Raw genomic sequence first — 21,162 nt, forward strand, 5'->3', positions numbered from 1 at the left:
GGCCTGCGCATATGGGCTTTGTGTGGTGGTTAGGCTAGCCATGACCAGGGAGGTAATTTTCGTGCTCGTGATCGGGTTCCCCACCGGTGCCCTCCAGGCGAACTGCTACGTCCTGGCGGCCGGTGAGGGTGAGCCCTGCGTGATCATCGACCCCGGTCAGGACGCTGAGGAGCCGATCGAGCAGGCACTGCGGCAGTACCGGCTGGCACCGGTCGCCGTCCTGCTCACGCACGGTCACTTCGACCACACGTTCTCCGTCACCCCGGTCTGCGACGGCAACGACATCCCCGCGTACATCCACCCGGACGACGTGGCGATGCTGTCCGACCCGCTCAAGGGCGTCAGCCGCGAGTCGGCCGCGTTCTTCGGCGGCAACCTGGAGATGCGCGAGCCGAATGAGGTCCGCTCACTGGACGACGGCGCCGAGCTCGACATCGCCGGGCTGAAGATCACCGTCGACCACACGCCGGGCCATACCGGCGGGTCGGTGATGTTCCGCTCCGGCGCGCAGGAAGGGGGTCGCCTGGTGATCTCGGGTGACACGCTCTTCGCCGGTTCCATCGGACGCACCGACCTGCCTGGCGGTGACCACTCGCGCATGCTGTCGTCTCTGCAGGACAAGGTCCTGACCTTGCCCGACGACATGGTGGTGCTGCCCGGCCACGGCCCGTCGACGACCATTGGCCGAGAGCGCGTGACGAACCCTTACCTGGTTCAGTTGCGGGACGCTCCGGCCGCCCCGCACCGAGGACTCTGAGAAACGTGTTTTCCGCTCCCAAAGGCGTTCCCGACTACATCCCGCCGACGTCCGCCGCGTTCACGCACGTCAGGTCCTCCCTGACCCGTGCGGCCGAGCTCGCCGGCTACGGCTACATCGAGCTGCCCGTCTTCGAGGACACCGCGCTGTTCGCGCGTGGCGTCGGCGAGTCGACCGACGTCGTGTCGAAGGAGATGTACACCTTCCTCGACCGCGGCGACCGGTCCATCACGCTGCGCCCGGAGGGCACCGCGGGCGTCATGCGGGCCGTGATCGAGCACAGCCTCGACCGCGGCGCGCTGCCGGTGAAGCTCTACTACGCGGGCCAGTTCTTCCGCGCCGAGGCCCCGCAGGCCGGCCGGTACCGGCAGTTCCACCAGGTCGGCATCGAGGCGATCGGCGTCGACGACCCCGCGCTGGACGCCGAGGTCATCGCGGTCGGTGACGCCGGGTTCCGCGCGCTGGGCCTGACCGGCTACCGCCTGGAGATCACCTCGCTCGGCGACGCGAACTGCCGCCCGGCCTACCGGGAGCTGCTGCAGGCGTTCCTGGCGAAGCTGCCGCTGGACGAGGCGACCCGCCAGCGCGCCGAGCTGAACCCGCTGCGGGTGCTCGACGACAAGCGGCCCAAGGTGCGCGCGCTGGTCGCCGAGGCGCCGCTCATGGTGGATCACCTGTGCGACGACTGCCGCGCGCACTACGAGGCGGTCAAGGGGTACTTGACCGAGCTGGGCGTGAAGTTCGTCGAGAATCCGCGCATGGTCCGCGGCCTCGACTACTACACGAAGACGACGTTCGAGTTCGTCCACGACGGCCTCGGCGCGCAGTCCGGCATCGGCGGCGGCGGCCGCTACGACGGCCTGATGGCGCAGCTCGGCGGCCAGGAGCTCTCCGGCGTCGGCTTCGGCCTGGGCGTCGACCGCGCACTGCTCGCGGCGCAGGCCGAGGGCGTGCTGCCGGAGTTCAGCCGCGTCGACGTGATCGGCGTGCCGCTGGGCGAGGCCGCGCGGTCCCGGCTGGTGGCGATCGCCGGCGAGCTGCGGGCCGCGGGCGTCCGGACGGACCTCGTGTACGGCGGCAAGTCGATGAAGGCCGGTTTCAAGGCGGCCGACAAGTCCGGTGCCCGGCTCGCGCTCGTGCTGGGTGAGCGGGACCTGGAGGCCGGGACCATCGGTGTGAAGACCCTGGCCACGGGCGAGCAGGTCACCGTGGCGCTGAGCGACGTGGTCGAGGCGGTGCGGAAAGCCCTGTGAGCTCCGACGAGAAGCTTCCCCTCGACCTGCTGGACAAGGCGACGGTGCGCAAGCGCGCCCGCATGGTCGCGATCGGCGGCCTGATGGTGGCGCTGGCGTTCGGAGCCATCGTCGGGTTCATCGGCGGCCGGTTCGCCGGGATCATCGCGTTCGTGGTGGTCGGGCTGCCGGTCGTGCTGCTGGCGTTGTCCGAGGCACGCCGCACGGTGTGGCTGGAAGGCACGTCGGTGCACGTCCGGGCGTTCGGCACCCGGACGGTGAACCTGACCACGGCCGAGGGGCTGGATCTGCTCGTCACCGACCTGCGCGGGGCCCGGACCGTGGGGCTGTTCGTGCGGGGCGGCAAGAAGGCCATCAACATCGCGTTGTCGATGTACTCCGGCGTCGGCGGGCGTGAGCTGGGGATCTACCAGCTGCGCCGGCTGGCGGACACGCTGGCCGGGCGTGGGGACACGCCTGGGCTGGTGTTCTCGGAGCTGCTGGTCGCGCAGTTGCGAGCCGAGGCGCGGGGGTTGGCGCCGGCGGAGCGGCCACTGTACCGGCTGGGGTCGCTGGCTCCGGCCGGGCGGATGGCGCAGAAACTCCATCCGGACGCGGTCTCGAAGTTCGTGACCTCTCTGGACTGAGCCGCGGTCAGCTGTCCGCGCGGCGGAACGCCTCGGCCACGTCCAGGGCCACTCGAGCCGCCCGCAGCGCGGCTTCGGTCTGCTTGGTCTTCTTGTCCACCGTCATCTCCTCGTCCCCGAGGTCGCTGACGCACTTGAGCATCGCCCCGTCCACGAACTCCTTGGCACGGAACGCTTCCCAGATCGTGTGCAGCACACCGTGCGCCTCGGTCTCCACGCCGCCGATGTCGGCGGACAGGCCGAGCAGCTCGGCTCGGAGCGCGGATTCCCGCCAGGCGATCACCTTCTCGCCGCTCGCGAAGTCCTTCACGCGCAGTTCGTGCCCGCCCAAAGACGCGTCGAGCCGGCCCCTGGTCTCGAGCCTGGTGACGAGCCGCAGGATCTGCGGGTCGGTCTTGTGCACCTGCGGTCGCAGACCTCCACCCTCCGGCCGGACCTTCTCCGGGCCGTAGTCGAACACCGCCCGCGCGAGCAGCACGTCGCCCAGCGCCACCCCGTGCTCACCGAACCCGCCGCACACCCCGACCAGGAACACCAGGTCCGGCTGGAACCTCGACAGCAGGTCGCGCGTCACCGCCGCCGCGGGCTGGCCGCCCTGGTCGGTGGCCTGCGTGGTGACCACCCGCACCGGTGGCCGGCCCGCGGCAGTCAGCTCGAAGACGTCGTAGTAGCGGCCTTCGTGCTGCAACTCGGTCGTGGCGACACCGCGCTCCTCGAGCACCTGGAACAGCGCCTTGGTCTCCACGGGCACCGCCGTGAGGAGGGCGACGTGGAACTCCTCTGCGGACTTGGGTGCGGTCACTTCGAACCTCGACCTCCGTTGTTCGCGGAACCCGGCGAGCACCGCCTCGGGGTTGCTGGTGAACGACTCGACATCCGCCTGCACGCGCCGCCGCTCCTCCAGCAGCTCCCGTTCGACGGCCAGCGATCCCTCGAAGTGCGGGTTCCCCGGGACACGATCACCGACGAGCTCCACGATGCGGGCGAACACCCGTTCCGCGACGGGCAGGGGGAGCAGACGCAGCTGGATGAGCGGAGGGGAGACCGTCGCCCAGTGCGTGCCCTCGTGCAGGAGCAGCCGGACAACGCCGGGAAGCAGGGATTCGGTGTAGGCCGGGTCGTCGGCCGCGGCGCGCACGACGGCCGCTGCCGCGACACCGCACACGCCCGCGTCGGTGTCCCTGAGCCGCCCGTCCGGCCGCGGGTGCTCGGGGGCGATGACGTACCTGATCAGGTCCGCCCCCGCCTGGCCTGCCCTGGCCAGCCCTTCGAGCGCGGTCGTGCGGTTCGAGTACGCCCCGTCGTCGTGGATCACGCGGACCAGCCAGTTCTTCGACTCCGGCGTGATCGGCCGTCGGGCCACCAGGTCGACAATGGCTCCGCGAAGCGCACGTCCGTGCCGGTCCTTGGCGCTGGATTTCAGCCGGTCGGCGATCTCCATGATCCAGGCCTCGTCGCCGGTGTCGAGGTGGGCGAGGGCGCCCACGGCGGCGCGCCGGGTCTGGTAGGTCTGCCTCGGGTCGCGGATGCAGGCCCGCAGCACTTCTGCGGCCGCCGGGTCGCCCACGTGCCCGAGGGCGTTGGCGCCTGCCCCTCTGGAGCGGCTGTTGGGATCGCTGGTGAGGGCCGTGACGAGTGCGGGGACGGCCTGCGGGTCGCCGATGCGGCCGAGGGCGTAGGACGCGGCCGACCTGGTGAAGCTGTTGGTGTCGCCGGTGAGGGCCGTGACGAGTGCGGGGACGGCCTGCGGGTCGCCGATGCGCCCGAGAGCGTTGGCTGCGGCCGTCCTGCAGTGCTCGTCGGCGTCGTCGGCGAGGGTCGCCGTCAGCGCGGGGACGGCTTGCGGGTCGCCGATGCGGCCGAGGGCGATCGCGGTCGGGGAGCGCACGGTGGCGTTGGTGTCGGCGAGGGCGGTGATGAGAACCGGCACCGCTCGGGGGTCGTGGTTGCGGCCAAGGGCGGTCGCGGCCGCGCTGCGGACGCTGGCCTCGGTGTCGTTGAGGACCGTGATGAGGGCGGGGACGGCCTGGGGGTCGCTGGTGCGGCCGAGGGCGGTCACCGCCGCGCCGCGGACGTTCGCGTCGGTGTCGGTGATGGCGCTGGTGAGTGCTTCGAGGGCGTGGGGGTCGCCGATGAGACCGAGCGCGGTGGCGGCGGCGCCGCGGACGTTGGATTCGCCGTCGGTGATGGCACTGGTGAGTGCTTCGAGGGCGAACGGATCGCCGATCAGGCCGAGGGCGGTGGCGGCGGCGCCGCGGATGCTGGTTTCGGGGTCGGCGAGGACGGTGATCAACGCGGGGACGGCTTGCGGGTCGCCGATGCGGCCGAGGGCGGTGGCACCGGCGCCGCGGATGCTGGTCTCGGGGTCGGCCAGGACGGTGATCAACGCGGGGACGGCTTGCGCGTCGCCGATGCGACCGAGCGCCGTGGCGGCAGCGCCGCGGACGTTGGTCTCGGGGTCGGCGAGGACGGTGATCAGTGCGGGGACGGCTTGCGCGTCGCCGATGAGGCCCAGGGCGTTGGCGGCGGCGCCGCGGACGTTGGTCTCGGGGTCGGCGAGGACCGCGGTGAGGGCGGGGACGGCCAGGGAACTGCCGATGAGGCCGAGCGCGTTGGCGGCGGTGCCGCGGACGTTGGTTCCGGTGTCGGCGAGTACGGCGATGAGGGCGGGGACCGCCAGGCGACTGCCGATGAGGCCGAGGGCGTTGGCGGCCGAGCCCCTGGAGCTGACGTCGCGGTCGATCTCGGTGGCGCGCTGGAGCGCGGGGATGGCCCGGTGCGAGCCGATCCGCCCGAGCGCGGTCGCGGAGGCACCGCGGACCGCCGCGTCCTCGTCTTCGAGCATCGCCGTCACCAGGCCGTCGACGTCCTCCTCGCCGCCGTTGGAGCCCAGCCAGTTCGCGCTCCGGCGGCGCTCGAGTGGATCGGTCTTCTCCCGCAGCCACGTGTGCCGCATCGCGGCGAGGGTCTCGTTGCGGTCGGTTCGCTTCGGCGCCGGCTGCTTCTTGTTGCGCTCGTTGGCTCTGCGCAGCCGCTGGAGGAACTGGGCGTCCAGCGACCCGCTCCACAACGCCGTGAAGATGTCGTCCGCCAGTTCGGGGTCCTTGGCGTTGAGCGCCCGCAGCAGACCGCGCTGGAGTCCGTCGCGCAGCATCGTCGACGGCAGGCCGGCCAGCGCCCCTGCCACGCGGTCACGCGTCTGGCGGCCCAGGACGAGGCAACGGCCGACCTGCCGCCACAGCACCCCGCGCACCTCGTCGCTCAGCACGCCTCGGTTGGACAGGAGAACGTCCACCAGCAACTCGGGAGCCAGCGGCTTGGCGTGGTCGGCGATGAGGTCGAGCACGGCCTTCTCCGGCTCCGGCTGCAGGCCCACCCAGTCGCCCAGGCACTGGTCCATGTACGCGGGGTCGAGCGCGACGGGTGGCGGGCTCGTGCTCTGCCACGCCAGGGCGAGGCCGAAGTCCACGAAGGCCGGGTGGATCAGGCTGTACTGACCGTCCGTCGCGTCACCGATCGGCTCCACCATCTGCGTGTCGAGGAACGCTTTCACCGCGTGGGTCACTTCGTCCCCGTCGTCCCACACCCGGCCGAGCAGCACCTCCACGTCCCTCGCGAGGAAGTCCGCGTTGCCCTTGCCGGTGGTGATCGCGGCCAGTGCCGCCGCGCACAGCGCCGCCTCCATGCTGAGCCCGCGCTTCGCCGCGTCCCGCTCCGCTCTGCCGAACCTGCCCTCGCTGCCCGGCCGCACCACGGTCTCCCGCAACAGGTCCGCGCGGCTGCGCGGGATCTTGCGGTCCTGGACGGACCGCGTGCCGAGCAACCAGTCGGTCAGCAGCGACAGCATGAACGGGTTGGACGCGATCGCCAGCATCTCGCTCGACTTGATCTCGGCCAGCGCGTCGGTCGCGGATCCGTCGCGCATCCCCAGGTAGGCCTCGATGTCCTGCTCGCCCAGCGGCTCGATGGACATGGTCTCGACGTCGCGCTGAATCGTCCGGTCCAGGTCGTCGACCTCGTGGCGGGACGTCGCGAGCACCGTGAAGTCGTGCGCCCCCGCCACCAGTTGCCAGATGAACTTCCACTCGGGGGAGCCCTCGAACTCGCGCTCCAATTCGTTCACCGCGTCGACCAGGAAGATGACGCGCTTCTGCTTGACGTGCGCTTTCCACAACTTCTCGTCGATGTCCGCCGGGCGCAATGTCCTGGCGAATTCCTTGACCGTCAGGCCGCGCACGTCCTGGTTCCTGATTGTGCGGTTGTCGACGAGGACGCAGGGCGTCTCGCGGTCGAGGAGCGCGATCGCGTACTGCAGCACGGCGGTGCTCTTGCCGGTGCCCGCGCCGCCGATCAGCAGCCACGTCTTGGGTTTGGGCTCGGACTTGGACCGGCGCATCGACAACTGGTCCAGCAACGCGTCGAACCGAACGCGCTCCGCGGAATCGTCCGCTGAATTGCGGACGCGGAAAGTGGGGCGCAGATAGTGTTCGACGGTTCTGCCTGCCAACCTGGCGCGCATTGCGCTGTACGGCGAACCGCTCATTCGTCCCTCGTGTCCGTTCCACCCCGACGAACGTGACCCAAGTTACCACGCGTGAACGCGCGGAAATCGGGCTTCGCCGCATGTGGTGCCGCCTCGTCGACAGAGCGGGTGATCATGGCGGAGGATGTGCCGGTCGAGGAGGGGGAGGCATGGCGGAAGGTGACATCAGCGTCGCGAAGCTGCTGACGCTGGAGTACGAGCGCTTGAAGGAAGAGCAGAAGACCCGCATCGGATTCCGCGACAACCTCGTCTACGCGACCCTGGCGTCGATGGCCGCGGTGGTGGCGGCGACGTTGAGCGCGCGCGGGCAGGCGAACCTGGCGTTGCTGCTGCCTCCCGTCGCGCTGCTGCTCGGCTGGACCTACCTGGTCAACGACGAGAAGATCTCGGCGGCCGGCCGCTACATCCGCACCGAGCTCACGCCCCGGCTGGCCGCGCTGCTGCCGCCGGGCACGCCGGTGTTCGGCTGGGAGTCGTTCCACCGGGGCGATCGGCGCCGGCGCACGCGCAAGGTCCTGCAGCTCGCCGTGGATCTCGGGATGTTCTGCCTGGCGCCCGTGGCGGCCCTGGTCGTGTACTGGGCCTCGGGCCCGCGGACCGTCGTCTACATGACCGTCTCCGTCGTGGAGGCGCTGGCCGTCGCCGGGCTGGCCGTGCATCTGGTGCTGTACGCGGATCTCACCAGTCACCGGGACGACGCGGAATCAGGTACCCCAGAGGCCTGACGGCGGCGACGGCGAGAGGGTCGCTGTCACGTCGGTCGTCACGGCCGCCCCACCGATGAACTTCGTCAGCCCCGTGCCGTGTTCGACGCGGCCGGGGAACGGATCTCCGGCCGTGGCCCGCGTCAGTTGCTGCATCGGCAGCCCGTTGTGGCTGGCGAAGATCACGAAGTTGCCGAACCGGCGGCCGCGGAACACGCCCGGCTCGGCCAGCACGCAGACGTGCTCGAACACCGCCCGCACGGTCGCGCTCTGGGCGCGGGCGAACTGCAGGCCGTTGCCGTCGCCGATGTTCGCCGCGTAGATCCCGTCGTCCGCCAGCGCGTCGGACGCCTGCCGCACGTACTCGACCGAGGTCAGGTGCGCGGGGGTGCGGGCGCCGGCGAAGCAGTCGCTGACGACCAGGTCGAACGAACCGGGGCGGGCGCGGGCCAGCACGGCGCGCGCGTCACCTGTGGTGATCTTCACTCGCGGGGGTGGCGGCAGCTCGCGGCGGATGAACGCGATCAGGCCCGCGTCGATCTCGGCCACCTGCTGAGACGCCCGTGGGAGCGTTTCCGCCACATAACGCGCTAGCGTGAGCCCGCCACCACCAAGGTGCAGAACACGGGACGGTGCGGTGAGATCCACGATGTGAGCCAGACGCCGGACGTACTCGAACTCCAGGTAGGACGGGTCGTCCAGGTCCACATGCGACTGTGGGGTTCCGTTGACCCGCAACGTCCACGAGCGACGGCCCCCGATGTCGGGAACCAGTTCCGCGCTGCCGGAGTCGATCGACTCGGTGATCGCCTCGGTATCGGGCCGTTGTCTTCCCACTCGTTTATTGTCTCACCGGCCGTGTCGCTCCTGAGGAGGACCTAAGTGCAGGTTATCGCCAACATCCTGATCGCCCTCGTGGCGCTCATTCACCTCTACATCGTGGTGCTGGAGATGTTCCTCTGGACGACACCGCGCGGCCAGAAGGCGTTCGATCTCACGCCCGAGTTCGCCGAGGAGTCGAAGGCGCTCGCGGCGAACCAGGGCCTCTACAACGGCTTTCTCGCCGCCGGTCTGATCTACGCGGTGATCCGCCAGGACTTCGGCGCGAGCGTGCTGTTCACCGTGTTCGTGATCGTCGCCGGCATCTACGGCACGTTCACGGCGAGTCGGAAGATCTTCTTCGTGCAGGTCGTGCCGGGTTCGCTGGCGCTGCTCTTCGTGCTGCTGGCCGGGTAGCTCCCGGACGTTCCCACGGCCCCTTGCCGGGGTCGTAGCCGGTGTAGAGGTCGCCCTCGAACCGTGTGGGCCGCGGCGGCTCTGGCTTCGCGCGCTTCACGGTCTTGGGCTCGGGTTCAAGTTCCTCGGGCTCGGGCCCCGCGTGGGCGACCTCTTGGCGTACCGCGATGATCGCGGCCAGCGCGGTCGTCACGGGGATGGCCGCGACCAGGCCGATGCTGCCGACCAGCGTGCGCACGATCTCCTGCGCGATCTGCTGCGCGGTCAGGATCTCGCCCATCGACCGCCCGGCCAGCGAGATGGCCAGCAGCAGGGGCAGAGCCGCACCCGCGTACGCCATCACGAGCGTGTTCACCACGGACGACATGTGGTCGCGCCCGATCCGCGACCCCGCCGCGAACAGTTCGCGCCACGTCAGCTTCTCGTTCGCGCGCCGCAGTTCCCAGACCGCGCTGGTCTGCGTGACGGTCACGTCGTCGAGCACGCCGAGCGCGCCGATGAGCGTGCCCGCGAGCAGCAGCCCCCGGGTGTCGATGTCGGTGCCGAGCACGGTGACGAGGTTGATCGTGTCCTCGTCCAGCCCGGTCAGCTTCGCGGCCGCCGAGAACAACGCGCCCAGCACGCCGATCAGCGCGAGGCTGACCAGCGTTCCCAGCACCGCTGTCGACGTTCTCGCGGACACGCCGTGCGTCAGGTAGAGCACCACGAACATGATCAGCCCGGCGCCCACCACCGCCACGAGCAACGGGTTCTGGCCCGCGAGGATCGACGGCAGCACGAACAGCACCAGCACCACGAAGCTCAGCAGCAACGCGCCCAGCGCCGCGAGGCCCTGCCACCGGCCCAGCAGCAGCACGGCGGCGGCGAAGACCAGTCCGAGCAGCAGGAGCGACCAGCCGCGCTGGAAGTCGACGATCTGGTACGACTCGGCGGCCTGCGGCTGGCTGCCCGAATAGGACAGCACGACCTCGTCGCCGACCTGGTAGCGCGGCGATCCCGGCCCCTTGACGCTCGGGATCGCGATGCTCTGCCCGTTCGCGTCACCCTCGGTCATCCGCACGGTCACCGCGGTGCACTTCTCGCCGCAGACGTCGTCCTGCACGCCCGTGACGACCGCGTTCACCGGCTTCTGGTTCAGGCCGACCTCCGCGCCGGTGCGCTGGTCGTGCCCGAACGGGTACAACAGCGCCGCACCGACCACAGTGGCCAGCACCAACGGCACCAGCAGCCACATCAGCAACGTGCGCACGCGCTGCGAAGCGGGTTCTTCCTCTTGCGCGTGCCTATGCCCGTGACCGTGACCCACGCGTGACATCCTGCCTCATCACACGTTCGATCTCCGTCACGGCCGTCGCGTACCTGTTCCCGGTGAGCTTGAGCCACGGGACGCCGCGGCGTGCCAGCTCGCGTTCGAACAGCCCGGTCATCCACTCCCGCAGGTGCTCGCCGTCGCGCCAGCCGTCCTGTTCGAACGGAACGCCCACGTGGTCGGTCAGCAGGTACAGGTGCGGTGCGGTGCCCAGGAAGATGTCCGGCCGGAAACCGAGGTAGCGCTCGCCCCAGACCGTCGCGGCGAACGCGTCGTTGTCCGCGATGACGAGCGGCGCGGTCTCGGCGTTGATGCGGCGTTCTTGTTCGCGCGCCACGTCTTCGAAGTCGCCCACCGTCCACACCAGACTGTCCACGGTGGCGTCTTCGTTGAACGCCTTTGCTGCGGTGAGCTTGTGTTCGGTGTGTTCGCGGCCGTACTCGGGAATCCACGGCGCCTTGAAGTGCTCGGCGAGCTGCTTCGAGAGCGTTGTCGTGCCGGTGCTCTCGGCTCCGATCAGGACGACTTTGCGGCCCAGCCCGCGTTGCGTCGCAGGGGCGAGGTGGTGCCAGTTCGCGACGGGGTCGTCCCGCACGGCGGTGCCCGAGACGGGGTGCGCGAGGCGGTCCAGGTCGACCAGGACGTGCTGGGCGTTGAGGCGTCGCCCCAGTTCCTCGCCGTACTTCTCGCTGGAGAACACGACGTCGACCGGCGCCTTGCCGGGTTCGCCGTCGGCGATGGCGCGCCGGGCGAGCACCGCCTTGGTCAGCTCGACGTGCAGGCTCCAGATCTCGTCGGACTCGAAGTCCATCGGGTGGTCGTCGAGATCGCCGGCGATCCTGATGCTCGGGTCCGGGTGCGTCTCGGCGAGCCAGCGGACCCGGTGTTCGAGCGGGATCAGCTCGGCCGACGACGCGAGCACCGTCACCGTCGTGCGTTCGCTGCGCGCGGCCGCCGTTTCGATGAGGTGGTGGTGCCCGTTGTGCGGTGGGTAGAACTTGCCGAGCACCAGCGCGTGGCCGAACTCCTTCACACGCGCACCTCGTCCTTGATCCACGACCGCAGCCCGATCACGCAGAGCACCATGAACCCCACGTACAACACCGCCGTCAGATACAGCTCCTTGTACGCGTAGAGCGGCACGTAGATCACGTCCGCGGCGATCCACAGCCACCAGCACTCGATCTTCTTGCGCGCCTGGCCCCAGGTGGCGAGCAGCGACAGCACGGTCGTGACCGCGTCCCAGAACGGCACGGTCGACTCGGTGAACGTGATCAGGACCCAGTGCAGCAGCCCGGTGCCGAGCACGCCGGCGACCGCGAGCCAGATCCACTGGGTCGTCGTCGTGCGGCTGACGTGCAGCTTCGTGTGCTGGTCGCCGCCGCGCAGCCACGCCCACCAGCCGTAGACCGCCAGCACGATGTAGACGGCCTGCAGGCCGGAGTCCGCGAACAGCCCGCTACGCCAGAACAGCACGAGGAACGCGATGTTGTTGGCGATCCCGATGGGCCAGTTCCAGGGGTTTTGCCGCGCGACCAGCCACACGCACAGTGCGCCGGTGATGAAGCCTGCAACCTCAACGAGTGACACGTGCTCTCCTTGACCGCCGTTCGAACATGTGTTCGAATCGGTGGGTGCGATGGGACGGACAGAAACTCGAGGCAGAGCCGCAGCAGGCGCTACCGGGGCTACCGGGACTGGTGCGCAGCGTACGAACTCCTGAGTTCGCGGACGTGGTGTTCCACGAGGTCCGCGCCAAATCCGTGCTCAACGGAGTACCGGGGTCGTCGCTGCCCTTCTCGTGGACCGTGAACCCGTATCGGGGCTGCTCACACGCCTGCACCTACTGCATGGCAGGGGACACCCCGATCCTCATGGCGAACGGCCGCACCAAGCCGTTGGCCGACCTTCGAGCCGGTGACGAGATCTACGGCACCGAGCTCGTCGGCAACTACCGCCGCTACAAGCTCACGACCGTTCTCGCGCAGTGGGAAACACGCAAGGTCGCCCACCGGCTGACGCTGGAGGACGGCACGTCGCTGGTCGCGTCCGGCGATCACCGGTTCCTGACCGACCGCGGCTGGAAGCACGTGACGGGCGAGACCGCCGGCACGGGCCGCCGCCCGCACCTCACCACCGGCAACAAACTCATGGGCACGGGGGCTTTCGTCGAGCAGCCCACCGTGAGCGACGACTACCGCCGCGGCTACCTGCGCGGCATGGTCGACGACGAGTTCGAGTTCCGCATCCCCCTGGCCGACATAGAGGCCATGGACCGCACACAGGAGTATCTCGACTACTTCGGTGTGCGAGAAGGGAGGGGATTTCTGCACCAAGTGCGCGAGCTCGCGCACTGGCAGATAGCCCCGAACCCCGACTGGCTCAAGGGTTTCCTGGCCGGTGCGTTCGACTACCTGGGGACCTGTTCGCGCAGCATCCTGCGGATGTCGACGCGCAACGCGACCGTCGTCGAGGCGATCTGCCTGGCGTTGAAGCACTTCGACTTCGACTTCGCGATCGAGGAACTGCGTCGCCGGCGTGGCGTGCGGGTGGTGCGGCTGCGGGGAGGTCTGCGGGAGAACCTGCGTTTCTTCCACCTGGTCGACCCGGCGATCACACGCAAGCGGGACATCGACGGCGTGGCGATCAAGTCGCAGCAGCCGCTGGGTGTCGTCTCCGTCGAGCCGCTCGAGGAGATGACGCTGTACGACATCACCACGGGCACCGGCGACTTCATCGCCAACGGAGTGGTGTCCCACAACTGCTTCGCCCGCAAGACACACTCCTATTTGGACCTCGACACCGGCCACGACTTCGACAGCCAGCTGATCGTCAAGGTCAACGCGGGGGAGGTGCTGTCACGCCAGCTGCGTTCCTCGAAGTGGAAGCAGGAGCACGTCGCGCTGGGCACCAACACCGACCCGTACCAGCGGGCGGAGGGGCGATATGCCCTGATGCCGGGGATCATCGAGGCCCTGACCGCCTCCCGCACACCCTTCTCGATCCTGACGAAGGGCACGCTGCTGGCCCGCGACCTGCCGCTGCTCTCCGCGGCGTCCGAGGTCGTGCCGGTCGGGATCGCGGTGTCGCTGGCGTTGATGGACCGCGACCTGCATCGGTCGCTGGAACCAGGAACCCCGACGCCAGCGGCCCGGCTGGACCTGGTGCGCAAGGTCCGGGAAGCCGGGTTGCCGTGCGGTGTGTTCGTGGCTCCGGTGTTGCCGGAGCTGACGGATTCCGTTGAACAGCTGGACTTCCTGCTGGAGCAGATCGCGGCCGCCGGAGCGACCGGTGTGACGGTGCTGCCGTTGCACCTGCGCCCAGGTGCTCGCGAGTGGTTCGCCACGTGGCTCAAGCGCGAACATCCGGATCTCGTCGAGACCTACCGGTACCTGTACGGCGCGGGGTCCTATGTGGACAAGCGGTACCGCCGCCGGCTGACGGCGCGGGTGGTGCCGTTGATCGAGAAGCACGGCCTGGCACCGCGCGGCCGTTCCACCGACGCGGTCACGGGCGTGCCCGGTGACGACGAAGGTGTGTGGCCCGACGGCAGCCTGCCGGTCGGCGTACCGGCGCCGCGCGTGGATCAGGAACAGCTCACCCTGCTGTGATCTTCGCGAGTTCTGGCTCGGAAAAGTGGAGGACCTCGTAGACACCCTCTTCCCCAGGGTGCTCCTCCCACAGTTCGAAGCGCACGACTTCCCACGTGCGCGGATCAACGCCCACGGCCGCTGAGTGCAGGCCGGGCTTGCTTTCTATCTCGATCTTGCCGACGACGTCGACGGGGTTCGCCTCTGGTGCGAGCCTGGTGATGTGACGCGTCGCGTACTTCGCCGTGGCAGCGTCGCCGCGCAGGAACGCCACACCGGGCCAGTGCTGGACCACGGGCCGCCCGAAGCCGGCGAGGATGTTCTGGAACCCGCCGCCCCGGTAGAGGAACTCGGCCATCGCAGCCGTGGTGTTCCACACGTAGAACGGCGCGCCCCCGGCAGCGTGGTGCGGCTGCCGAGGGCGGGGTTGTGCAAGCTAGGCCCAGCCGCCCTGGATCATCGTCTGGAACTTCCACTCGTTGCCGACCTTCACCAGCAGGTCGCCGTATCGCACGGTCACCCCGTTGATCGTCCCGTCGGTGATCACGAAGGCGAGGTTGTCGTTGATGAAGTGCGGCGTGCGGACCGACTCCATCTGCACGTCCCCGCCCAGCTGCGCCCCCATCTCCTTGATGAACCGCTCCCGGTCCCACGACGCCGCCGAGCCGTCGGTGACCGTGTTGATCGGGAACAGCGACATGTCGGCCATCTTCTCGACGTCATCCGCGACCGCGAGCGCGTCCCAGCGCGCGAACCACTCCAGCACCTCGTCGTACGACATACCGTACATCGTACGGACCAAGTCGCGATTCGTCGAGCCGAGCCTTCGGGGGTGGGGTCAGGCGGGCAGCTGACCCACTGCCGCGGTGGTGTCTTCGCTGGTCACGAGCCTGGCCTGGAGGCCGGCCGCCGTGAAGGCCGTCAGTGCTTCGGGTGCCTGCCGCTCGCTCGTCTCGCTCAGCAGGTGCCCGCCCGGGCGCAGCCAGCGCACTGCCTGCGCGGCCACCCGGCGCATGACTTCGAGGCCGTCCGTGCCGCCGTCCAACGCGACCCGCGCCTCGTAGTCGCGCGCTTCGGCCGGCATGAACTGGATGTCGCCGGTCGGCACGTACGGCACGTTGGCGACCACGACGTCGATGCGGCCTTGTAGTTCGTGCGGCAGGGCGTCGAACAGATCGCCTTCGAAGACGTTCGTGAGGTTCTTACGCGCGCACTTCGTCGCCACCGGGTCGATGTCCGCCGCGTACACCGCGGCCTCCGGAAGCCTGCGTTGCAGCACCGCGCCCACCGCGCCAGATCCGCAGCACATGTCGACGGCGATGTCCGGCTTGAGCTCGGTCGCGAGATCGACGAGCAGCTCGGTGCGGTGACGCGGCACGAACACGCCCGGTTCGACGGTGATCCGCTGCCCGCAGAACTCGGCCCAGCCCACGACGTGCTCCAGCGGCAGGCCGCTGACCCGTTGTGCGACCAGGTCGGCGAGGTGCCGCTCATCGGCTGCGGCCTCGCGCAGCAGGTCGGCCTCCACCTCGGCGAACACACAACCGGCGGCCCTGAGTTGATCGACGATGCTCATCGCCTGTGGACGCTAACAGGCGATACTTACAAGCAGGCTTGACTGTTTGTTTGTGGGCCGCGACACTCGGAGGCGTGGAGACGAGGCAGCGGCAGGCCGACCGCACCCGCGAGACCAAGCGGAAGCTGATGGAGGCAACGGTCGAGTGCCTGGTGGAGCGCGGCTGGTCCGGCACGACGACCACCGAGGTGGCCGAGCGGGCCGGGGTGTCGCGGGGGGCTCAGCTGCACCACTTCCGGACCCGCGGTGAGCTGGTGGCCGCCGCCGTCGAGCACGTGGGTGCGGAGAGCGTCGAGGTGCTCAAGCGGCGTGCGGAGAGCGCGGAGAAGACCACGCACGCGGTGGTCGAGCTGATCGCGGACTTCCACGCCAGCGATCTGTTCACCGCGGCGCTGGAGTTGTGGGTCGCCGCGCGGACGGATCCGGAGCTGCGGGAGCAGGTGCTGGAGCTGCAGGCGCGGCTCGGTCGTGAGGTGTACGGGCTGGCGTTGGAGTTGCTCGACGTCGACGACACCGAACCGGGCGTGAAGGACGCCGTGCAGGCGACCCTGGATCTCGTGCGCGGGCTGGCGCTGGCCAACCAGCTCGCTGACGACGCGAAGCGCCGGGCGCACGTTGTGCGTTATTGGGCGCGGATGTTGGAGGAGCAGCTGTGATCACGGAACTGCTGGCCGATCTCGACGCCGAGTCGCGGGAGCTCGACGAGCTGGTCGCCGGTGCCGGTGACTGGTCGCTGCCCACGCCTGCCGAGGGGTGGACCATCGGGCACCAGATCGGCCATCTCATGTGGACGGACCGGGCCGCGGTCCTCGCCATGACCGATCCCGAGGCGTTCCAGGCGCAGCCGCTGACCGGGGACGTGGTCGACCGGACCGCGGCCGAGGCGGCGGTGCTGCCGGACCTGCTGGAGTTGTGGCGGGACAGCCGCAAGGCCGTGCAGGAACACCTCAGGCAGGCCAGCGGCAAGATCGTGTGGTTCGGGCCGCCGATGAGTCCCGCGTCGATGGCCACCGCGCGGTTGATGGAGACGTGGGCGCACGGGCAGGACGTCGCGGACGCGCTCGGCGTCGAGAGGGTGCCTACCAAGCGGATTCGGCACGTGTGTCACATCGGGGTGCGGACTATCGGGTTCGCGTTCCTGCTCAACGGGCTGGCCGTGCCGGACACGGAGATCCGGGTCGAGCTGACCGGGCCTGACGGCGAGGTGTGGACGTGGGGGCCGGAGGGGGCGGAGGAGCGGATCACCGGGCCGGCGCTGGACTTCGCGTTCCTGGTGACGCAGCGGCGCAACCGCAAGGAGCTCGCGATCGAGGCCACCGGTGACACGGCCGAGCGGTGGGTGCCGATCGCGCAGGCCTTCGCGGGGCCTCCCGGAGGTGGCCGGTGATCAGGATCGGCAACGCGTCCGGGTTCTACGGGGATCGGTTGTCCGCCATGCGGGAGCAGCTCGAGGGCGGGCACCTCGACGTGCTGACCGGCGACTACCTCGCCGAGTTGACCATGCTGATCCTCGGCCGCGACCGGATGAAGGACCAGAACCTCGGGTATGCCAAGACTTTCCTCCGTCAGATGGAGGACTGCCTGGCCCTCGCGCTCGACAAGGGCGTCAAGATCGTCACCAACGCCGGCGGGCTCAACCCCGAAGGGCTGGCACGCAAGCTCGGCGCGAAGGTCGGGTACGTCACGGGCGATGATCTCAAGGAACGGTTCCCGGAAGCGTTGACCGCCAACGCCTACCTGGGGGCGTGGGAGATCGCGGAGTGCCTCAACCAGGGCGCGCAGGTCGTGGTCACCGGGCGCGTGACGGACGCGAGTCTGGTCGTCGGGCCCGCCGCGGCGCACCACAACTGGGCGCGCACGGACTGGGACAGGCTCGCCGGTGCCACGGTCGCCGGGCACGTGCTGGAGTGCGGAACGCAGGCCACGGGCGGGAACTACTCGTTCTTCACCGAGATCGACGCGACCAGGCCGGGGTTTCCGATCGCGGAGATCCACGAGGACGGGTCGAGCCTGATCACCAAGCACGACGGCACGGGTGGGGCGGTGACGATCGACACCGTTACGGCGCAACTGTTGTACGAGATCGGGGCGCCGGAATACCTGGGGCCGGACGTCACGACGCACTTCGACACGATCAAGCTCGAAGAGCACGAGCGCGGCGTCAGGATCAGCGGCACCAAGGGCAGTCCGCCGCCGGAGACGCTCAAGGTGTGCCTGAACACGTTGGGCGGCTTCCGGAACGCCACGACGTTCGTCCTCACCGGACTCGACGTCGAAGCCAAGGCGGAACTCGTGCAGAAGCAACTTCACGACGCCATCGGTGACGAAGGCCTGACGTGGACGCTGGCGAGGACCGACCACCAGGACGCCGACACCGAGGAACGCGCCAGCGCGCTGCTGCACGTGGCGATCAAGACCGCGGATCCCAAGCGCGCCAAGGCGTTCTCCAGGGCCGCGATCGAGCTGGCGCTGGCGAGCTATCCCGGTTTCCACGTGACGGCACCGCCCGGCGATGGCACGCCGTTCGGGGAGTACAGGGCGGCTTACGTGTCAAGGGAAGACGTCAGCGCGAAGGCGGTGCTGCTGTGAAGAGGCCGCTGGGAACCATTGCCGGAGCACGTAGTGGCGACAAGGGCGGGGACGCGAACCTCGGTGTGTGGGTGCGGACCGACGAAGCCTACGAGTGGCTCAACGGCTTCCTGACGACCGAGAAGCTCAAGGAACTGCTGCCGGAAGCACAAGAGGTCAGCAGGTACGAGCTGAAGAACCTCAGGGCGCTCAACTTCGTGCTGCACGGACTGCTGGGCGACGGCGTCGCCAGCAGCACGCGGTTCGACCCGCAGGCGAAGGCGCTGGGCGAGTGGTTGCGCAGCAGGGAAGTCGAGATCCCGGAGGAGCTCCTGTGATCACGAAGGATCTGTACGAGCGGACAGAGCTCAGGCAGCTCGTCCGCGACTTCACGCGCAAGGAGATCGCGCCGCACCTCGGCCAGTGGGAACGCGACGGCGAGGTTCCGCGTGAGCTGCACAAGAAAGCCGCGGAACTCGACCTGCTCGGCATCGGGTTCGAGCACGGCGACCTGATCGACTCGGTCGTGCTGGCCGAGGAGATCATCCAGAACGGCGGCTCGTCCGGCCTGATGGCGGCGCTGTTCACGCTCGGCATCGCCATCCCGCACATCTGGCAGACGGGGAACGAGGACCTGATCGACCGGTTCGCGAAGCCGGCCATCCGGGGCGAGAAGATCGGCAGCCTGGCCGTCACCGAGCCCGGCGCCGGATCGGATGTCGCGGCCATCAGGACCACGGCTGTCAGAGACGGCGACCACTACGTCGTCAACGGCGAGAAGACGTTCATCACCTCGGGCTACCGGGCGGACTTCGTCACGACCGCGGTGCGGACCGGTGAGAAGGGCTACAAGGGCATCTCGCTGCTCGTCATCGAGGACGGGTTCACCCGCCGCAAGCTCGACAAGATGGGCTGGCACTGCTCGGACACCGCGGAACTGCATTTCGACAACGTCCGGGTGCCCGCGAAGAACCTGGTGGGCGAGGAGAACCAGGGGTTCGCGCAGATCATGCGGCAGTTCCAGGTCGAGCGCGTCACGATGGCGGTCGAGGCCTACGCGACGGCGCAACGCGCGCTCGACCTCACCGTCGAGTGGACCAGGAACCGCGAGACGTTCGGCAAGCCGTTGATCAAGAACCAGGTGGTGAGCCACAAGCTCACCGAGATGGCGCAACGGACCGACCTCGCGCGGACCTACGTACGAGAAGTGGCGGCACGCATCGACCGGGGCGAGGACTGCGTCACGGAAGTCTGCTTCGCCAAGAACGCCGCGGTCGACGCGTGCTCGGCGGTGGTCGACGCGGCGGTGCAGTTGCACGGCGGCATGGGGTACATGCGCGAGTCCGAAGTGGAGCGTCACTACCGGGACGCCCGCATCCTCGGCATCGGGGGCGGGGCGAGTGAAGTGATGACCGAGCTCGCGGCACGACGATTGGGGTTCGCCTGATGGGCAACAGGGAGGCGCTGCTCGCGAAGATCGCGCAGCTGGACGCCGAGCACGCCAAAGCGCTCGCGGGAGGTGGGCCCAAATACGTCGAGCGGCACCACAAGCGCGGGAAGCTCCTCGCCCGTGAACGGGTCGAGCTGCTCATCGACGAGGACAGCCCGTTCCTGGAGCTGTCGCCGCTGGCCGCGTGGGGTACGGACTTCCCGGTCGGGGCGTCGGTGGTCACCGGCATCGGGAGGATCGAGGGCGTCGAGTGCGTGATCGTCGCGAACGACCCGACCGTGCGCGGCGGCTCGAGCAACCCGTACACCCTGCGGAAGTCGCTGCGGGCCAACGACATCGCGTTGCAGAACCGGCTGCCGCTGGTCAGCCTGGTCGAGTCGGGTGGAGCGGACCTGCCGACGCAGAGCGAGATCTTCATCCCCGGCGGCCGGGCGTTCCGCGACCTCACCCGGTTGAGCGCGGCCGGAATCCCCACGATCACGGCGGTGTTCGGCAACGCGACGGCCGGCGGTGCGTACGTGCCGGGCATGTCGGACTACGTGATCATGATCAAGGACCGGTCGAAGGTGTTCCTCGGCGGTCCGCCGCTGGTCAAGATGGCGACCGGTGAGGACGCGGACGACGAGTCGCTGGGCGGTGCCACGATGCACGGCGCCACGTCCGGCCTCGCGGACTTCGTCGCGGAGGACGAGACCGACGCGATCAGGCTCGCGCGACGGGTCGTCGCCAGGCTGAACTGGCGCAAACTCGGTCCGCAGCCACAAGAGATCGAAGAACCGAAGTTCGACGCCGACAGCATCCTGGACATCGTGTCCGAGGACCAGCGCGTGCCGTTCGACCCCAGGGACGTCATCGCCCGGCTCGTCGACGGGTCGCATTTCGACGAGTTCAAACCGTTGTACGGCAACAGCCTCGTCACCGGGTGGGCGCGGATCCACGGCTACCCGGTCGGCATCCTCGCCAACGCGCGCGGCGTGCTGTTCAGCGAGGAGTCGCAGAAGGCCACGCAGTTCATCCAGCTCGCGAACCAGAGCGACACCCCGCTGGTCTTCCTGCAGAACACCACCGGCTACATGGTCGGCGCGCAGTACGAGCAGGGCGGCATCGTCAAGCACGGCTCGATGATGATCAACGCGGTGTCCAACAGCCGCGTACCGCACCTGACGATCACGATGGGCGCCTCGTACGGTGCGGGCAACTACGGCATGTGCGGCCGGGCGTACGACCCGCGGTTCCTGTTCACCTGGCCGAACGCCAAGTCAGCCGTGATGGGGCCCGCGCAGCTAGCTGGTGTGCTGTCGATCGTCGGGCGGCAAGCGGCCATGGCGAAGGGGCAGGAGTACAACGAGGAGCACGACGCCGCCATGCGCAAGATGGTGGAGGCGCAGATCGAGGAGCAGTCGCTCGCGCCGTTCCTGTCCGGGAAGCTCTACGACGACGGCGTGATCGACCCCCGCGATACCAGGACCGTGCTCGCCCTCTGCCTCTCCGCTGTCCACAGCGGACCGATCAAGGGCGCCGACGGCTTCGGCGTCTTCCGGATGTGATGA

General features: G+C 69.2%; 18 protein-coding genes and 1 pseudogene. 11 read left to right on the forward strand and 8 right to left on the reverse strand.

Annotated features, from left to right (window positions below):
• Window positions 1–61 precede the first annotated feature (61 nt).
• Genes ACIA8G_RS29735 through ACIA8G_RS29745 form a run of 3 tightly spaced genes read left to right on the forward strand, consistent with a single transcriptional unit; the run spans window position 62 to window position 2,636 of the window.
• On the forward strand, window positions 62–757 hold the full coding sequence (locus tag ACIA8G_RS29735) for an MBL fold metallo-hydrolase (RefSeq protein ID WP_396422351.1): 696 nt from the start codon (window positions 62–64) through the stop codon (window positions 755–757).
• Complete coding sequence (gene hisS, locus ACIA8G_RS29740) at window positions 754–2,010, forward strand: histidine--tRNA ligase (RefSeq protein WP_396422352.1); 1,257 nt, start codon at window positions 754–756, stop codon at window positions 2,008–2,010. The genes ACIA8G_RS29735 and hisS overlap by 4 nt, the downstream gene beginning before the upstream one ends.
• Window positions 2,007–2,636 carry a hypothetical protein gene (locus tag ACIA8G_RS29745; RefSeq protein ID WP_396421990.1) on the forward strand — a complete coding sequence of 210 codons (630 nt, stop codon included), beginning with the start codon at window positions 2,007–2,009 and terminating at the stop codon, window positions 2,634–2,636. The genes hisS and ACIA8G_RS29745 overlap by 4 nt, the downstream gene beginning before the upstream one ends.
• Before the next feature lie 7 nt (window positions 2,637–2,643).
• On the opposite strand, the gene ACIA8G_RS29750 is transcribed toward ACIA8G_RS29745, so the two are convergent.
• Window positions 2,644–7,050, reverse strand: a complete 4,407-nt coding sequence (locus ACIA8G_RS29750) for a HEAT repeat domain-containing protein (RefSeq protein WP_396421991.1) — start codon at window positions 7,048–7,050, stop codon at window positions 2,644–2,646.
• Between the two features lie 278 nt (window positions 7,051–7,328).
• Between ACIA8G_RS29750 and ACIA8G_RS29755 the strand changes: the two genes are divergently transcribed.
• Entirely contained in the window at window positions 7,329–7,904 is a 576-nt protein-coding gene (locus ACIA8G_RS29755) for a hypothetical protein (RefSeq protein ID WP_396421992.1), read from the forward strand.
• Here ACIA8G_RS29755 and ACIA8G_RS29760 read toward each other — a convergent pair.
• Window positions 7,884–8,720, reverse strand: a complete 837-nt coding sequence (locus ACIA8G_RS29760) for a spermidine synthase (RefSeq protein ID WP_396421993.1) — start codon at window positions 8,718–8,720, stop codon at window positions 7,884–7,886. The genes ACIA8G_RS29755 and ACIA8G_RS29760 overlap by 21 nt on opposite strands.
• Before the next feature lie 45 nt (window positions 8,721–8,765).
• Between ACIA8G_RS29760 and ACIA8G_RS29765 the strand changes: the two genes are divergently transcribed.
• Window positions 8,766–9,119 (forward strand): DUF1304 domain-containing protein, encoded by a 354-nt coding sequence (locus tag ACIA8G_RS29765; RefSeq protein ID WP_396421994.1) that lies wholly within the window; start codon window positions 8,766–8,768, stop codon window positions 9,117–9,119.
• Here ACIA8G_RS29765 and ACIA8G_RS29770 read toward each other — a convergent pair.
• From ACIA8G_RS29770 to pnuC, 3 genes are read right to left on the reverse strand one after another with little or no spacing between them, the layout of a single operon-like run.
• Window positions 9,040–10,368 carry a YibE/F family protein gene (locus ACIA8G_RS29770; RefSeq protein WP_396421995.1) on the reverse strand — a complete coding sequence of 443 codons (1,329 nt, stop codon included), beginning with the start codon at window positions 10,366–10,368 and terminating at the stop codon, window positions 9,040–9,042. The genes ACIA8G_RS29765 and ACIA8G_RS29770 overlap by 80 nt on opposite strands.
• A 34-nt stretch (window positions 10,369–10,402) precedes the next feature.
• Window positions 10,403–11,461 carry an AAA family ATPase gene (locus ACIA8G_RS29775; protein ID WP_396421996.1) on the reverse strand — a complete coding sequence of 353 codons (1,059 nt, stop codon included), beginning with the start codon at window positions 11,459–11,461 and terminating at the stop codon, window positions 10,403–10,405.
• A complete protein-coding gene (gene pnuC, locus ACIA8G_RS29780; RefSeq protein WP_396421997.1) occupies window positions 11,458–12,018 on the reverse strand; it encodes a nicotinamide riboside transporter PnuC in 561 nt (186 codons plus the stop codon). Before pnuC ends, ACIA8G_RS29775 begins: the two co-directional genes overlap by 4 nt.
• 26 nt (window positions 12,019–12,044) lie before the next feature.
• Between pnuC and ACIA8G_RS29785 the strand changes: the two genes are divergently transcribed.
• Entirely contained in the window at window positions 12,045–14,039 is a 1,995-nt protein-coding gene (locus ACIA8G_RS29785; RefSeq protein WP_396421998.1) for an intein-containing Rv2578c family radical SAM protein, read from the forward strand.
• Here ACIA8G_RS29785 and ACIA8G_RS29790 read toward each other — a convergent pair.
• From ACIA8G_RS29790 to ACIA8G_RS29800, 3 genes are read right to left on the reverse strand one after another with little or no spacing between them, the layout of a single operon-like run.
• On the reverse strand, window positions 14,026–14,397 hold the full coding sequence (locus tag ACIA8G_RS29790) for a DUF4865 family protein (RefSeq protein WP_396421999.1): 372 nt from the start codon (window positions 14,395–14,397) through the stop codon (window positions 14,026–14,028). The two genes, ACIA8G_RS29785 and ACIA8G_RS29790, sit on opposite strands and share 14 nt — an antisense overlap.
• A gap of 57 nt (window positions 14,398–14,454) precedes the next feature.
• Entirely contained in the window at window positions 14,455–14,799 is a 345-nt protein-coding gene (locus tag ACIA8G_RS29795) for a nuclear transport factor 2 family protein (protein WP_396422000.1), read from the reverse strand.
• A gap of 57 nt (window positions 14,800–14,856) precedes the next feature.
• Complete coding sequence (locus tag ACIA8G_RS29800; RefSeq protein WP_396422001.1) at window positions 14,857–15,594, reverse strand: putative protein N(5)-glutamine methyltransferase; 738 nt, start codon at window positions 15,592–15,594, stop codon at window positions 14,857–14,859.
• A gap of 128 nt (window positions 15,595–15,722) precedes the next feature.
• Here ACIA8G_RS29800 and ACIA8G_RS29805 point away from each other — a divergent pair, with 128 nt between their 5' ends.
• From ACIA8G_RS29805 to ACIA8G_RS29825, 5 genes and pseudogenes are all read left to right on the forward strand, one after another.
• Window positions 15,723–16,250: a TetR/AcrR family transcriptional regulator gene (locus tag ACIA8G_RS29805; protein WP_396422353.1), complete on the forward strand. Its 528-nt coding sequence runs from the start codon at window positions 15,723–15,725 to the stop codon at window positions 16,248–16,250.
• Entirely contained in the window at window positions 16,247–16,981 is a 735-nt protein-coding gene (locus ACIA8G_RS29810; RefSeq protein ID WP_396422002.1) for a TIGR03084 family metal-binding protein, read from the forward strand. The genes ACIA8G_RS29805 and ACIA8G_RS29810 overlap by 4 nt, the downstream gene beginning before the upstream one ends.
• A 47-nt stretch (window positions 16,982–17,028) precedes the next feature.
• A pseudogene (locus tag ACIA8G_RS29815) lies at window positions 17,029–18,500 on the forward strand (acyclic terpene utilization AtuA family protein).
• Entirely contained in the window at window positions 18,497–19,609 is a 1,113-nt protein-coding gene (locus tag ACIA8G_RS29820; protein WP_396422003.1) for an acyl-CoA dehydrogenase family protein, read from the forward strand. Before ACIA8G_RS29815 ends, ACIA8G_RS29820 begins: the two are co-directional and overlap by 4 nt.
• Window positions 19,609–21,159 carry an acyl-CoA carboxylase subunit beta gene (locus ACIA8G_RS29825; RefSeq protein WP_396422004.1) on the forward strand — a complete coding sequence of 517 codons (1,551 nt, stop codon included), beginning with the start codon at window positions 19,609–19,611 and terminating at the stop codon, window positions 21,157–21,159. Before ACIA8G_RS29820 ends, ACIA8G_RS29825 begins: the two co-directional genes overlap by 1 nt.
• The last annotated feature ends 3 nt before the right edge of the window (window positions 21,160–21,162 follow it).

It is taken from the genome of Lentzea sp. NPDC051213 (assembly GCF_044455585.1).
Taxonomy (GTDB): domain Bacteria; phylum Actinomycetota; class Actinomycetes; order Mycobacteriales; family Pseudonocardiaceae; genus Lentzea.

Excerpts from the sequence above, each read along its gene's own strand:
- ACIA8G_RS29755 (WP_396421992.1), top strand. The coding sequence starts at position 7,329 with ATGGCGGAAGGTGACATCAGCGTCGCGAAGCTGCTGACGCTGGAGTAC.
- ACIA8G_RS29785 (WP_396421998.1), top strand. The coding sequence starts at position 12,045 with ATGTGTTCGAATCGGTGGGTGCGATGGGACGGACAGAAACTCGAGGCA.
- ACIA8G_RS29795 (WP_396422000.1), bottom strand. The coding sequence starts at position 14,799 with ATGTCGTACGACGAGGTGCTGGAGTGGTTCGCGCGCTGGGACGCGCTC.
- ACIA8G_RS29800 (WP_396422001.1), bottom strand. The coding sequence starts at position 15,594 with ATGAGCATCGTCGATCAACTCAGGGCCGCCGGTTGTGTGTTCGCCGAG.
- ACIA8G_RS29805 (WP_396422353.1), top strand. The coding sequence starts at position 15,723 with ATGGAGGCAACGGTCGAGTGCCTGGTGGAGCGCGGCTGGTCCGGCACG.
- ACIA8G_RS29825 (WP_396422004.1), top strand. The coding sequence starts at position 19,609 with ATGGGCAACAGGGAGGCGCTGCTCGCGAAGATCGCGCAGCTGGACGCC.